At 69.0% G+C, this 13,668-nt stretch carries 13 protein-coding genes; 10 read left to right on the forward strand and 3 right to left on the reverse strand.

Annotation, left to right across the window (positions count from 1 at the left end; all coding sequences use genetic code 11):
- The first annotated feature begins 147 nt into the window (after positions 1–147).
- Both AC3WLZ_RS09965 and AC3WLZ_RS09970 read left to right on the forward strand, forming a co-directional pair.
- Positions 148–687, forward strand: a complete 540-nt coding sequence (locus AC3WLZ_RS09965; RefSeq protein WP_492469922.1) for an LPXTG cell wall anchor domain-containing protein — start codon at positions 148–150, stop codon at positions 685–687.
- 196 nt (positions 688–883) lie between these two features.
- Complete coding sequence (locus AC3WLZ_RS09970; protein WP_492469923.1) at positions 884–1,540, forward strand: formylglycine-generating enzyme family protein; 657 nt, start codon at positions 884–886, stop codon at positions 1,538–1,540.
- Here the strand turns inward: AC3WLZ_RS09970 and AC3WLZ_RS09975 are convergent.
- Positions 1,524–2,009, reverse strand: coding sequence for a MarR family winged helix-turn-helix transcriptional regulator (locus tag AC3WLZ_RS09975; protein ID WP_412924798.1), 486 nt, complete (start codon positions 2,007–2,009; stop codon positions 1,524–1,526). The genes AC3WLZ_RS09970 and AC3WLZ_RS09975 overlap by 17 nt on opposite strands.
- 57 nt (positions 2,010–2,066) lie before the next feature.
- On the opposite strand from AC3WLZ_RS09975, the gene idi reads away from it, so the two are divergent.
- Genes idi through AC3WLZ_RS10010 form a run of 7 tightly spaced genes read left to right on the forward strand, consistent with a single transcriptional unit; the run spans position 2,067 to position 7,657 of the window.
- Entirely contained in the window at positions 2,067–2,618 is a 552-nt protein-coding gene (gene idi, locus AC3WLZ_RS09980; RefSeq protein ID WP_492469924.1) for an isopentenyl-diphosphate Delta-isomerase, read from the forward strand.
- Entirely contained in the window at positions 2,615–3,682 is a 1,068-nt protein-coding gene (locus AC3WLZ_RS09985; RefSeq protein WP_492469925.1) for a polyprenyl synthetase family protein, read from the forward strand. The genes idi and AC3WLZ_RS09985 overlap by 4 nt, the downstream gene beginning before the upstream one ends.
- Complete coding sequence (locus tag AC3WLZ_RS09990; protein WP_492469926.1) at positions 3,679–4,548, forward strand: phytoene/squalene synthase family protein; 870 nt, start codon at positions 3,679–3,681, stop codon at positions 4,546–4,548. Before AC3WLZ_RS09985 ends, AC3WLZ_RS09990 begins: the two co-directional genes overlap by 4 nt.
- Positions 4,545–6,101, forward strand: a complete 1,557-nt coding sequence (gene crtI / locus AC3WLZ_RS09995) for a phytoene desaturase family protein (protein WP_492469927.1) — start codon at positions 4,545–4,547, stop codon at positions 6,099–6,101. The genes AC3WLZ_RS09990 and crtI overlap by 4 nt, the downstream gene beginning before the upstream one ends.
- Position 6,102: 1 nt before the next feature.
- Entirely contained in the window at positions 6,103–6,462 is a 360-nt protein-coding gene (locus AC3WLZ_RS10000; RefSeq protein WP_492469928.1) for a lycopene cyclase domain-containing protein, read from the forward strand.
- Positions 6,459–6,767: a lycopene cyclase domain-containing protein gene (locus tag AC3WLZ_RS10005; protein WP_412924804.1), complete on the forward strand. Its 309-nt coding sequence runs from the start codon at positions 6,459–6,461 to the stop codon at positions 6,765–6,767. The genes AC3WLZ_RS10000 and AC3WLZ_RS10005 overlap by 4 nt, the downstream gene beginning before the upstream one ends.
- Positions 6,764–7,657, forward strand: coding sequence for a prenyltransferase (locus tag AC3WLZ_RS10010; protein ID WP_492469929.1), 894 nt, complete (start codon positions 6,764–6,766; stop codon positions 7,655–7,657). Before AC3WLZ_RS10005 ends, AC3WLZ_RS10010 begins: the two co-directional genes overlap by 4 nt.
- A gap of 189 nt (positions 7,658–7,846) precedes the next feature.
- On the opposite strand, the gene AC3WLZ_RS10015 is transcribed toward AC3WLZ_RS10010, so the two are convergent.
- Both AC3WLZ_RS10015 and AC3WLZ_RS10020 read right to left on the reverse strand, forming a co-directional pair.
- Complete coding sequence (locus tag AC3WLZ_RS10015; protein ID WP_492469930.1) at positions 7,847–10,795, reverse strand: UPF0182 family membrane protein; 2,949 nt, start codon at positions 10,793–10,795, stop codon at positions 7,847–7,849.
- Between the two features lie 43 nt (positions 10,796–10,838).
- Positions 10,839–11,978 carry a YlbL family protein gene (locus tag AC3WLZ_RS10020; protein ID WP_492469931.1) on the reverse strand — a complete coding sequence of 380 codons (1,140 nt, stop codon included), beginning with the start codon at positions 11,976–11,978 and terminating at the stop codon, positions 10,839–10,841.
- A 125-nt stretch (positions 11,979–12,103) separates the two neighbouring features.
- On the opposite strand from AC3WLZ_RS10020, the gene AC3WLZ_RS10025 reads away from it, so the two are divergent.
- Positions 12,104–13,537, forward strand: a complete 1,434-nt coding sequence (locus AC3WLZ_RS10025) for a zinc-dependent metalloprotease (RefSeq protein ID WP_492469932.1) — start codon at positions 12,104–12,106, stop codon at positions 13,535–13,537.
- The last annotated feature ends 131 nt before the right edge of the window (positions 13,538–13,668 follow it).

Genomic DNA, 13,668 nt, shown 5'->3' on the forward strand with positions numbered 1-13,668 from the left:
TTGCAACGTGGCAAACGTGTACGCGATACTGACCGTGATCTTTACACGAACCCGCTTCATTCTCGTCCCGATCTGAGCAGCAAACGGATACCAGGAACGAGCGGACCCACCACAGTACCGGTAGCCCGGATTCGAAAGCAGGCAGTCATGAAGCACACACTCACCAAGGCCGCGGCCTCGGCGACGATCGCGGGCGCGCTGCTGTTTGCAGCGCCGGCGATCGCGCAGGCCTACGTCCCGACCAGTCCCGACACCGTGACCGTCACTGTGACTGGTGACGGTCCCGTTCCGATCGACGGCTTCACTGCTGGCGCGAGCGTGACCTTCACGCTCGTCGGCCGCGGCGTCACGGGTGCCAACATCGCCACGGCGAACCTGCCCGTCACCTCCGCCTCCGTTACCAAGACCGCTGACTCCTCGGGCGTCGCAACCGCGGTCGTCACGCTCCCCGCCAACCCCAGCGGCTCTTACACCCTCTCCGCCACCGGCGCACGCGCCGCGGCGGCGGGCGGCGGAACGGGCTCGGGCACCAGCGCCGGCGGCAGTGGCACCGCACTCCCCGCCACCGGTATCGACAGCCAGTCGATGATGGGCATCTGGGTCGGCGGCGGCGCACTGATCGCTGCCGGCGCTACCGTCGCCGTCGCGGCGAAGATGCGTCGCAACCGCGGCGAGGCGAACTCCTAAAGTATCAACACCAGAAGAGAGCGTCGTCGGCCACGGCCGGCGGCGCTCTTTTTCGTGACGGCGTCCGCGCCTCGAGGAGCGCGGTGATCGGGTTTCTGGCATCCATAGGGAACCCTCCCCCGAGCGTCAACCCGGCTGCTCCTCCTCGCCAGAAGCGATTCACTGACTGAATGACCGAACTCACCGCCACTGCGCGATGACCGATGTCGAGATGACCCGCGTCCCGGCCGGCACCGTGCTGCGCGCGGACCAGCGCGGAGCGGACCGTCGCGAGATCACCGTGGAGGCGTTCGACCTCGGGGTCTACCCCGTCACCGAAGAGCAGATGGCCGAGATCCTCGGGATCACTGCGCAGAATCCGCGCCGGCCGGCCGTTCAGGTCAGCTGGCTGCGGGCCGTGCGTTTCTGCAACGCCCTGTCGGACTGGGAGGGCCTCGACCCCGTCTACACGTATGACGGCGAGAGCGTCGACTGGGACACGGAGGCCGACGGGTACCGACTCCCGACTGAGGACGAGTGGGAGTACGCCTGTCGGGCGGGGTCCACGGGATCGACCTACGGCCCGATCACCGAGATCGCGTGGACGGCAGAGGATGGACTGCGCGGCCCCGCAGAGGTGGGGGGACGGCTCCCGAACCTCCACGGACTCTTCGACATGCTCGGCAACGTCTCGGAGTGGTGCTGGGACCCGTTCGTCCCGGACACGAGCGACGCGCGCGTCTTCCGCGGCGGCGGGTGGAGCGACGCGCGCGCGATCGTCCGCGCTTCTGCCCGCCGTGGAGCGAATCCACGCGCCGCGTTCGACGACGTCGGAATGCGCGTCGCGCGCGGTGCGCTCAATCGTTCGCGCTGATGGCGTCGCTGAGTCCATCGACGAACTCGGCGATCGTCGTCAGTTGCTCGTCGGTGAACTTGTCCGCCACGGCGACCATCGCGGTCAGATGGGCACCGAAGTGGCGGAAGAACTCCGCGCGCGACTTCGGCGTGAGCACCACGACCCGAGCGCGTCCGTCGGAAGGATGCGGCCGACGTTCGAGGTGCCCCGCCGCCGCGAGGCGGTCCAGGAGCTTCGTGGTGGACGCCGTGGAGATGCGCAGGTGGGCCGCCACGTCGTGCGGACTGACCATCTCACCGCGCTGCTCGCGGATGATCAGCATCCGCAGGGTGGCGAGGTCGCTGGCGTTCATGTCCATGGCGCCCTTCATGCCGCTGTTCATGCGGTCGAGGGCGTCGCTGAGCGCACGAACCGACTCCATCGCGCGCACTACTCCCGGCCTGTTAGCACGGAAGGCATCGACGACGGACACGGTGGACACCTCCATTGCGCTCTGGGTATAGTCGGCTGATATCGCTAGCTAAACTAGCAAACAGGAGGCACGATGAGCGAGACCGAGTATGTCGTCCTCCTGGACGACTGGGGCAACGAGATCGGAACCGCCCCCAAGGCGAGCGTCCACGGCACCGATACCGCGCTTCACCTCGCCTTTTCGTGCCACGTCGTGAATGCGGACGGCCAGGTGCTCGTCACACGTCGAGCCCTCGACAAGAAGACGTGGCCCGGAGTTTGGACGAATTCGTTCTGCGGCCATCCCGCCCCGGCCGAACCTGTTCTGCAGGCCGTACACCGGCGCGCCGCGTTCGAGGTGGGGCTCACGATCCGGAACGTCGAGCTCGCCCTGCCGCTCTTCCGCTATCGGGCCGTGGATGCCAGCGGCATCGTCGAGCACGAGATCTGCCCCGTCTACGTCGCGCACACCGATGAGGAACCGCATCTGAACCCCGCCGAGGTCGCCGAGGCCCGCTGGGTGGATCCCGCCGACCTCGCTGCCGCCCTCGAAGCGACGCCGTGGGCCTTCAGCCCGTGGCTCGTGCTCCAGGCACAACAGCTCCATCTGTTCTCTCCACCCCCCGCCATACGAGCAGCATCATGATCACGCTTTCGACGACCCCCACCGCGCGCGCCGAGATCGACGCCGAGATCGACGCGGTCATGGCGCGCCTGACACGGCGCCTGCGGGAGCACGGCGAGGGCGCCGAGGCATTGGCATCCGCCATCACCCGCGCCACGGCGGGCGGAAAACGCTTTCGTCCCCTTCTGGTGATCGCCGCGTTCGACACGCTCCGCGGCGACGACGCCCACCGCGCAGCGCTTTACCAGGTCGCGGCAGCATTCGAACTCCTGCACACCGCGTTCGTCGTGCATGACGACGTCATCGACCACGATCTCGAACGGCGCGGCGTCGCCAACGTCGCCGGCGAGTTCCGCACCAGGGGCCTCACACGCGGCGCGGACGCCACCGGCGCGGCACTGCTCGGCGACGCGGCGGGAATCCTCGCCGGCGACCTGCTCCTGCACGAGGCCGGGCGCCTCGTCGCCCTGAGCGAGCTGCCGACGAGGGTACGAAGCGACCTCCTGGGCCTCGTCGAGGAGGCCGTCCTGATCTCGGCAGCGGGCGAACTCGCCGACGTCGAGAACGCCGTGTCGGCCGAGGAGGTCGACGCGGAGACCATCCTTCGCACCACGCACGACAAGACCGCGGTGTACTCCTTCTCCGCCCCGCTCGAAGCCGGGGCCGTGCTCGCCGGGGCGGACGGCCCCGTGCGTGCCGCGATGGAGCGCTTCGGTCAGCGGCTCGGACTGGCCTACCAGCTCGTCGACGACCTCATCGGAGCGTTCGGCTCCGCCGAACAGTCGGGCAAGGACGAGGGCTGCGACCTCCGCGAAGCGAAGAAGACCCACCTCATCGTGCTTGCGCGCGAGACCGAGTCCTGGCCCGAGGTCAGCGAGGCCCTGGCGCTCGCCCACACGGGTCCGGTCGCCATCCGCGCCGCACAGCGCGCACTGAGCGAATCCGGCGCCCGCTCGCGACTCGAAGACCTCATCCGCGGCACCCTCGACGAAGCGCGCGCGATCGTGTCGGCATCCACGCTCCCCCACGACTGCAAGACGATGCTGTACGACCTCGTGGATGCCGTGCAGGGACGCGTGCCGTGAGCACGACCGCGACCGGCCTGGAGCTGTACTCCCGCACCGCCGATGACGCCGCAGCCGCCGTGATCAACCGCTACTCCACCTCGTTCGGCCTGGCGACTCGGTTGCTCGGCCCGAGACCCCGACCCCACGTGCGCAACATCTACGCTCTCGTGCGCGTGGCCGACGAGATCGTCGACGGACCGGCCCACGACGCCGGACTGACTCCGGCCCAGGAGCGCGCGGCGCTCGACGCGCTCGAGAGCGAGGTCCGGGAGGCCATCGCTTCCGGCTTCAGCGCCAACCTCATCGTCCACGCCTTCGCCCGGAGCGCCCGAGAATGCGGCATCGGCGACGATCTCATCGCCCCGTTCTTCGCATCCATGCGGACCGATCTCGACACCGCCGCACACGACGATGCGTCGCACGACGCCTACGTGTACGGCTCGGCCGAGGTCGTCGGGCTCATGTGCCTGCAGGTCTTCCTCAACGCGGGGATGTCGGCGCCGGCTCGTCCCGCCGCCGACCTCGTCGACGGGGCCCGGCGCCTCGGTGCGGCCTTTCAGGACGTGAACTTCCTCCGCGACCTCGACGACGATGCCTCGCGCCTCGGTCGCGATTACCTCGACGGCGCCGCCGGCGATGACCGGCGCACCGCCGTCCTCGACCGCATCGATGCCGACCTCGCCGCGGCCGCCGCGACGGTGCCTTTCCTCCCGCCGGACTGCCGTCGGGCCGTCACTGCTGCGCACGATCTCTTCGCCGAGCTCTCCCGCCGGCTGCGCCTCGCCCCCGCGGGCGCACCGCGGGTCCGTGTCCCCGACGGAGTCAAGGTCACGCTCGCGGCCCGCGCATTCCTCGGACGCCCACCGAAAGGGGCCCACGCATGACCTCGCAGCGCATCGTCGTCGTCGGAGGAGGCATCGCCGGTCTCGGCACCGCCGCGCTCCTGGCCGATCAGGGACACGACGTGCACCTGTTCGAGGGTCGCGACCAGCTCGGCGGTCGCGCCGGATCGTGGGAAAGCGACGGGTTCCGGTTCGACACGGGCCCGAGTTGGTACCTCATGCCCGAGGTGTTCGACCACTTCTTCCGCCTGCTCGGCACCAGCGCCGCTGAGCAACTCGACCTCGTGCGCCTCGACCCGGCCTACCGCGTCTACGGCCCTCCCGGAAAGGGCGAGCCGATCGACGTCGTCTCCGGCCGAGAAGCCGTGCGGGCGCTCTTCGAGCAGCACGAGCCCGGCTCGGGCGACAAGGTCGAGGCGTACCTCGACTCGGCGAAGGACGCCTACGAACTGTCGACCTCGAAGTTCCTCTACGACACGTACTCGTCGACGCAGGGGCTGCGCGACCCCGCGCTCGTCAAGCGACTTCCGACGCTCATCCCCCTCCTGACGCAGACCCTGTGGAAGCGCGTCACCCGCGACTTCTCCAACCCGCGGCTGCAGCAGATCCTCGCGTACCCGTCGGTGTTCCTCGGTGGCTCGCCGTTCGAGGTTCCGAGCCTGTACCACCTCATGAGCCACCTCGACCTCGGCGACGGTGTGCTCTACCCGCGGGGCGGATTCACCGAGATCATCGCCGCGATCGAGCGGCTCGCGCGCGAGCGGGGCGTCCAGATCGAGACCGGTGTTCCGGTCGAGGCGATCATCACCGACGACGGCATCGCCCGAGGCGTTCGACTGGCCGATGGACGGATCGTGCCGGCGGATGCCGTGGTGTCGGGGGCCGACCTGCATCACACGGAGACGCAGCTGCTCGAAGAGGGCGACCGCCAGTACCCCGAGAAGTGGTGGAAGGACCGCGTTCCCAGCCCCGGTGCACTTCTGCTCCTGCTCGGCGTCAAGGGCGAGCTGCCCCAGTTGACTCACCACACACTGCTGTTCACGGACGACTGGCACACCAACTTCGACGCGATCTTCGGCGAGAACAAGCGCATCCCCGACCCGGCGTCGATCTACGTCTGCCGTCCGAGCGCGTCGGACGACTCCGTCGCCCCGGAGGGCTACGAGAACCTCTTCGTCCTGGTACCCGTACCCGCGGACCCCGTCAGCGGGCGTGGCGGCGTCGACGGTCGGGGTGATGCGCGGATCGAGGCCGCCGCCGACCGCGTGATCGCGCAGATCGGCGAGTGGGCCGGCATCCCGGACTTCGCCGAGCGGATCGTGGTGCGCAAGACCATCGCGCCGGAGGACTTCGCGACGGATCTGCACGCGTGGCACGGCAACTCGCTCGGCCTCGCGCACACGCTGGGACAGAGCGCGATCTTCCGCCCGAAGAACCGCTCCCGCAAGGTGTCGAACCTCTACTACGCCGGGACATCGGTCCTGCCGGGTATCGGTCTTCCGATGTGCCTGATCTCGGCGGAGCTCGTGGTCAAACGGATGACGGGCGACCGCACCGCGGGCCCCCTGAACGAGCCGGCCCGCGCGGCGGTCTGAGGTGCCCGGGATCTACCTGGGCGCGATCCTGTTCTCGCTGGCCGGGATGATCGCGATCGATCTGAAATACGGCCTCGCGCTGCGCACCGCGCCGGGCCGCACCGCTCTCGCGGTGGGCCTGGGAACGGCGTTCTTCCTCGCGTGGGATGCCGTCGGCATTCTCACCGGGGTGTTCGTCAAGGGCGACAGCCCGCTGTTCGTGGGCATCGACCTGGCGCCGCACCTCCCCCTGGAGGAGCTGTTCTTCCTCCTCTTCCTCAGCTATCTCGCGCTCGTGCTGTGGACGGTGTTCGAACGGGCGCGACGCCGGCGGGATGCCGAGCACCGGACCCGCGACGACGTCGAGGAGTCCGCGCCGTGACGTATCCCGTCATCCTCCTGCCGTTCGTGGTCGTGACCGTCGTCGTGACTCTCCTCAGCGCGCGCCGCCCCGGCTTCCGTCGCCGCATGCGCGCGTCGGCGTGGACGGCGCTGGCGCTCGTGCTGCTCACCGCCGTCTTCGACAACATCATGATCGCGGTCGACCTGTTCTCGTATCCGGCGGAACACCTCAGCGGCCTCCGGATCGGTCTGGCCCCGCTCGAGGACTTCGCCTACCCCGTCTGCGCGGCCTTCCTCGTGCCCGCGATCTTCACGCTCGTCTCCGCTCGGAGGGAACCCACATGACCACCCCCGCCGCCCTCACCCCCGGACGCGTACTGCGAGAGCTGTTCGTCTCCTCGCGCCCGGTGAGCTGGATCAACACCGCCTTCCCGTTCGCCGCCGCCTACCTGCTGACGACGCGTCAGGTCGATGCGGTGCTCGTGGTCGGCATCCTGTTCTTCCTCGTGCCGTACAACCTGGCGATGTACGGGGTGAACGACGTCTTCGACTACGAGTCCGACCTGCGCAACCCCCGCAAGGGTGGCACGCACGGCGCCGTGCTCGCCAAGCGCATGCATCCGATCACGATCTGGGCATCCGCGCTGTCGTGCCTGCCGTTCGTGGTGTTCCTCGTGATCATCGGTCCACCGCTGTCGTGGCTCGTGCTCGCGCTGAGCCTCTTCTTCGTCGTGTTCTACTCCGCTCCCCCGCTGCGGCTGAAGGAACGGCCCTTCGCCGACTCGGTCACCAGCAGCATCCACTTCTTCTCCCCCGCGGTCTACGGGCTCGTGCTCGCCGGTGCGGAGTGGACGTGGCAGCTCGTCGCCGTGCTCGTCGCGTTCGCCCTGTGGGGTATCGCCTCCCACGCGTTCGGTGCCGTGCAGGACGTCGAGGCCGACCGCGCCGCGGACATCTCGTCGATCGCGACCGCGCGAGGGGCGCGCTGGACGGTGCGCTTCTCTCTCGCCGCGTACGCCCTTGCCGGTGTCGTCATGCTGGTCACGGCATGGCCGGGCCCGCTCGCGGCGTTGCTCGTGATTCCGTACCTCATCGTGTGCTGGCCGTATCGGAACGTGACGGATGCCACCTCGGACACCGCCACCGCCGGGTGGAACCGCTTCCTGTGGCTGAACCAGATTGCGGGGTTCGGCACGACGCTGCTGCTGATCTGGTGGTGGTTCCTCACCGCGTGAGCGGCTCGGGTCGCTCAGAGGCCGTCGAGTGTCCAGGACACGCCGGCCGCGGGGCGGTGGGATCGGCGTGTCTTGGACATTCGGGGCAGCCGAGGGCGGGGCAGGGCGAACCGGACAGGGCCCGCGCCGTGCCGGGGACGACAGACGCCGATGCCCCGAAGGGCACCGGCGTCTGTCGTGAAGGGCGGGTCAGCCCGCGGGGGTCGGCGTCGGCGTCGGCGTGGACGCCGCGCCTCCGCCCTGGCCCTGGTCCTGCAGCTGGATGAGGCGCTGCACGGCCGCGTTGAGCAGCGCATCCTGGCGGGCGAACTCGGTGAGGTCGCCGGCGGTCAGAGCCGCCTGCTTCGCCGTGAGTGCCGCCTGGGCATCAGCCAGCGCCGCCGCGTAATCTCCCGCGTTCTCCGCGGGCGCCGAGGGAGACGTCGAACCGTCGCCCTCACCGGTCTGGTCGGTCGGGGTCACGGACTCGTCGCCGGTCGTCGCGCCGGACTCACCGCCGAACAGGGCGTCGAGAGCCTCGCTCAGGGTGTTCTCGAACGCGATCTTGTTACCGAAGGCGACGAGGACACGACGGAGCTGCGGGAGCTGCGTGCCACCCGAGGACTGGACGAACACCGGCTGCACGTACAGCAGGCCGCCACCGACCGGGAGGGTCAGCAGGTTTCCGTTCAGCACCTGCGACTGCCCCTGCTGAAGGATGTTGATCTGCGACGAGACGGCCGTATCGGAGTCGAAGGTGTTCTGCACCTGGCCCGGTCCGGGAACGGTCGTGGCGGCGTCGATCACGAGCATGCGCAATCGGCCGTAGTCGGAGCGTTTGGTCCCCTGTTGATCGCCCGCGTTCGAGTCGACCGCGAGGTAACCGGTCAGCACGTTGCGGGCCTGCCCGCCCTGGGATGCCGGGATGAAGCTCGTGAACATCGAGTACGTCGGAGCATCCTGACTGGGCATCTTCATCGTCAGGTAGTACGGCGGCTGCAGGCTGGTCGGGTCCTGCGGGTCGTTCGGGGTGGTCCAACGGTTGTCCTGCTGGAAGAACGACCGCGCGTCGTCGACGTGGTATACGCCGAGCATCGAGCGCTGCACCTTCATCAGGTCGGTCGGGTACCGCACGTGGCTCATCAGGTCGGCCGACATGTCGCTCCACGGGCGGATGCTCGAGGGGTAGACCTTCTGCCAGGTCTGCAGGATCGGGTCCTGGTCGTCCCACGCGTAGAGCGTCACCTCGCCGTCGTAGGCATCCACGGTCGCCTTCACCGAGTTGCGGATGTAGTTGATGTTGTCCAGCGCGTAGTTCGGCGACGGGGTGTTGGAGTCGGCGATCGCGCGCGACAGGGAGACGCTCGACGAGTAGGGGTAGTTCGCGCTCGTCGTGTAGCCGTCGACGACCCACTTGATGCGCCCGTCGACGACCGTGGGATACGGATCGCTGTCGAGCGTCAGGTACGGCGCCACCTTCTGCACGCGCTCCTTCGGCGAGCGGTCGTACAGGATCTGCGAGTCCTCGTTCACGTAGTCGGAGAAGAGGATCTGCTCGGACTGGAACTTCAGCGCGTAGATCAGTCGGTTGAACACGTTGCCCACGCTCGGCCCGCCGTCACCGCGGAACGTCGTGCGCGTCTCACTGCCGCCGTCGGCGCCGATGGGGTAGTCCAGTTCGATGTCTTCGCCGCCCTCGGGGCCGCCGACGATCGAGTACGGCGGGGACTGCTCACCGAAGTAGATGCGGGGCTCGTAGTTCTCGTCAGTCAGGAAGCCCGTTCCCGGAATGGCCTGCTCGAGGAAGACGGGGTCGCCGTCGTCGGTGCGCTCGTTGCCCGCCGCGGCCACCATGCCGTACCCGTGCGTGTACACCAGCGCGGTGTTCTGCCACGTGGCGGCGTCGCCCAACTGGTTGATGTTCAGCTCACGCAGCGCGACGACGGCATCCTGGCTCTGCCCGTTGATCTGGTACCGATCGACGTCGAGAGGGCTGCCGAACTGGTAGTACGAGCGGTACTGCTCGAGCTGTCGAACGGTCGGGCTGATGATCGCCGGGTCCATGATGCGCAACTGCGCGGTCGATGCTGCGTCGTTGCGCAGCTGCCCCGCCTCGGCGGTCGTGGCGGCCTCGAAGTTCTCTTTCTCGACGTTGTCGATGCCGTACGCGGCCTTCGTGCTGTCGATGTTGCGCTGATAGAACTGGCTCTCGAGCGCGAGCTGGTTGGGGCGCACCTGGAAGGTCGTCACCGCCCACGGGATCGCCGCGCCGACGACGATGGCCGAGACCACCAACAGGGCCGTCGCGATCAGCGGGTAGCGCCAGCGCCCGATGAAGGCCGTGACGAAGAAGGCCGCAGCGACGATCACGGCGGCGATCGCGAGGATCGTCTGACCGGGGATCACAGCGTTGACTCCGACGTATCCCGGACCGGTGATGCGGTCTTCCTGGTTGATCAGGGTCGTGAAGCGATCGAGCCAGAGGCTCGCGCCCTGCAGCAGCAGGTACAGGCCGGCGAGGACGGCGAGCTGGATGCGCGCGGCCTTGGAGATGCGCAGCTCGCGCTGGCCCACCCGGACCGAGCCGTAGAGATAGGACACGACGGCGGTGAGCAGCAGGCAGACCAGGACCACGGCCGACGCGAATCCCAGCGCGGTCGTGTAGAACGGCAGGCCGAACAGGTAGAAGCCCGTGTCGAGACCGAACTGCGGGTCGGTGGTCGAGGTGGCGACGCCGTTGAACCACAGCCACGTCGTCTCCCACTGCGCCGAGGCGGCGAAGCCGGCGAAGAAGCCGAAGAAGATCGGGATGCCCCACATCGCGAGGCGTCGAAGGGGTTCCACGACCTCCTGGTAGCGATCGAGCTGCGAGCTCAGCCGGGCGTAGACGGGGCGCAGTCGGTAGGCCAATTGGATGACGCCCCACACCGGCACCGCCATGGCGAGGAAGCCGATCACGAACATCACCGTGCGTGCGATCCACTGCGTGGTCAACACCTCGGTGAAGCCCAGCTGCGAGAACCACATCCAGTCGGCGTAGAGGTTCGCGAAGACGAAGAACGCCACGACCAGCGCGGCGATGACCGCCAGGGTGATCGAGATGATCCGTCGTGAACGGTTCGGGGGCGTGGCCTGGTTCGGCGCTGAGGTCGTGGTCACGCGTCCATCCTAGGCGTCGGCCTCTGAGGGTAAGCCGTGGATACTACGATCCCGAGGCGGGCGTCCCCTCGCACGTCGGGAGGGCATCGAGGTCGCCCCCGTCACGGATCGTCTCGAGCGCCGTGAGCGAGTCCCGCAGCGTCGATACGGAGAACACCCGGATGCCATCGGGCACGTGCCCCACCACCTCGTTGCAGTTCGCCTGCGGGGCGAGGAACCAGGTCGCGCCGGCATCCCGAGCTCCGTAGAGCTTCTGGCGGATGCCGCCGATGCCGCCCACATTGCCGTCGGCGTCGATCGTGCCGGTGCCGGCGATGTGCTGACCGCCCGTCAGGTCGCCCGGCGACATCTTGTCGATGATGCCGAGCGCGAACATCATTCCGGCACTCGGTCCGCCGACGTTGTTGATCTGGATCTTCACGTCCACGGGAAGGTCGAAGCTCAGGGTCAGGCCGACGCCCAGGAGCCACTGCTGCTGGCCGCTGACGTCGGTGAGCCGCGGAGTGACGGACACCGAGCTCTCCTCGCCGTCACGGTCGATGCCGAGCGCCACGGGCGCGCCGTCGCCGGTCTGGACCGCGGCGCGGACATCGTTCACGCTCGCCACCGACGCACCGTTGAGGGAGGTGATCACGTCGCCCACGTCGAGCACGCCGGAAGCCGCTCCGGTGTCGTCCACGCTCCCCACCACGATGTCCTGCGGCACGGTGTATCCGAGCTCACGCAGAGCGGCCGCGGAGGCCTCGAGCTGCGAGTCCGTCATCATCGCGGCGTTCTCGCTGTTGCGCTGCTCTGTCGACTGCCCCGAGGGGAAGATCCGATCCAGCGGGACGACCGCCCGGGACGGGTCGAACCAGGCCTGCGCCAGTTCGATCCAGCTGGGGGTGCGTTCGCGGTTGCCGTTGATCTGGACGGTCAGGAGGTCGAGCTGGCCCGCAGAGGGGGTGTCCTGCTCGTCCGGCACCGTGATGAGGGGCACCTCGTTCCCGTCGGCATCGGTCGAGGTGCCGAGCGTGTTCAGGACGGGACCGGGCTGCTGGATCACGTAGGGGGACGGCAGGAAGGTCAACGCGAACAGGACGAGCGTGGCCACGACAAGGGACCACACCCCGAAGACCGTCGACCGACTCCACCGTTGCCGGGGAGCGGGCACGACGGAGACGTTCTCGTCGAACAAGGTCACGGGTCCTACCTTTGCCGGGTCGTTCGCGCGCGGCGTAAGCGGCGTGGGGCCGAGCCGAGGGGAGCGAGGAATCGTGCGACTAGCGTAGATCCCGTTCCCCTTGACCCGGCTGAAAGGCGGCGGAAGTGGCAGACGACGACCGGAACCCCGAGGAGGAGTTCCAGGAGCTCATGCGGCGCCTGATGTCGGGAGACACCTCGGGCCTCGACCCCGAGCAGCTGTCCCGCCTGTCCGGGATGCAGATCGATCCGGCGATGATGCAAGCGGTCATGAACCAGCTGCAGGGCGCTTTCTCCGGCGCTCAAGACGGCATCGACTGGAGCCTCGCCGAACGTCAGGCCCTGCACATCGCCAACCAGGACGGCCTCGGCGTCTCGACCGGACAGCGCACGGATCTCGATCACGCGTTCTCGCTCGCGGGCCTGTGGCTCGGCGAGGCGACGACCATCAGCGACCTCCCGCGTCCCGCCAAGGCCGTGACGCGCGGCGCGTGGGTCGCGGCAACCCTTCCGGTGTGGCAGGAGCTCGCCGAGCCCGTCGCCACGAGCATCGCGGACGCCCTCACCGAGGCTCTCGGGCAGCAGGCTCCCGACGACATGCAGGATCTCATCGCCGGCGCCGGTCGCCTCATGCGCACGGTCGGGGGCTCTCTCTTCGCCACGCAGCTCGGCCACGTGGTCGGCCGCCTGTCGACCGAGGTCGTCGGCGGCGGCGACGTCGGCATCCCGGTGATGCCCGAAGGCGACGCGGCCATCCTGCCGCAGAACTTCGCCGACTTCGGCCGCGATCTCGAGATCCCCGACGACCAGCTGGCGCTCTATCTCGCCACTCGCGAGCTCGCTCACGCGCGCTTGTTCCGGCACGCGCGCTGGCTTCGCCTCCACGTCATCTCGCAGGTGCGCGAATTCGCGCACGGCATCCGCGTCGACACGGATGCGCTCGAGGAACTCGCGTCGCGCTTCGACCCGTCGCAACCCGACGAGCTGCGCAGCGCGCTCGAAAGCGGTGCGCTGCTCCCCCAGCGCTCCGAAGAGCAGACCGCCGCGCTCACGCGACTCGAGAACCTCCTGGCCACCATCGAAGGGTGGGTCGATGTGGTGACCGAGGACGCGACGTCGCGCCTGCCGTCCGCGGCGCGCATCGCGGAGGCGGTCCGACGTCGCCGTGCAGTCGGCGGGCCCGCCGAGCAGGCGCTCGGTTCCCTGGTCGGCCTCGAACTGCGCCCGCGGCGCATGCGCGAGGCGGCGGCGATGTGGCGCGCGGTCACCGACGCCGTCGGCGTCGCCGCGCGCGACGCCCTGTGGGACTACCCCGACCTCATGCCCTCCGCCGACGACATCGACGACCCGGCCGGTCTCGTCGCCCGTCTCACCGCGGCCTCCCGCGGCGAGACGGCCCCCTCGGATGCCATGGACGACGCGCTCGCCCAGCTCATCGCCGAGGAGACCGCCGCCGAGTCCGCGTCGTCCGGAGAACCGGGTGATGCGCCGACCCCCACGGACGGCGGCCCCGAATCCGACGACGACGACCCGACACCCGGGGACCAACGCCCCGTGTGATCGCTCCTCCCCAGGCCTCGATGCGGGACGGAGTCCTGGGGACAACACGGCCGGCGGCCGAGTGCCGCGTCATCATCGGTGCATGCTTCGACTCGACCCCGCCACTCCCCCGCTCTGGCGTGACGACGGGA

This window comes from Microbacterium sp. FW305-3-2-15-F-LB2, from assembly GCF_058787255.1.

Excerpts from the sequence above, each read along its gene's own strand:
- AC3WLZ_RS09965 (WP_492469922.1), top strand. The coding sequence starts at position 148 with ATGAAGCACACACTCACCAAGGCCGCGGCCTCGGCGACGATCGCGGGC.
- AC3WLZ_RS09970 (WP_492469923.1), top strand. The coding sequence starts at position 884 with ATGACCGATGTCGAGATGACCCGCGTCCCGGCCGGCACCGTGCTGCGC.
- AC3WLZ_RS09975 (WP_412924798.1), bottom strand. The coding sequence starts at position 2,009 with ATGGAGGTGTCCACCGTGTCCGTCGTCGATGCCTTCCGTGCTAACAGG.
- idi (WP_492469924.1), top strand. The coding sequence starts at position 2,067 with ATGAGCGAGACCGAGTATGTCGTCCTCCTGGACGACTGGGGCAACGAG.
- AC3WLZ_RS09985 (WP_492469925.1), top strand. The coding sequence starts at position 2,615 with ATGATCACGCTTTCGACGACCCCCACCGCGCGCGCCGAGATCGACGCC.
- crtI (WP_492469927.1), top strand. The coding sequence starts at position 4,545 with ATGACCTCGCAGCGCATCGTCGTCGTCGGAGGAGGCATCGCCGGTCTC.
- AC3WLZ_RS10010 (WP_492469929.1), top strand. The coding sequence starts at position 6,764 with ATGACCACCCCCGCCGCCCTCACCCCCGGACGCGTACTGCGAGAGCTG.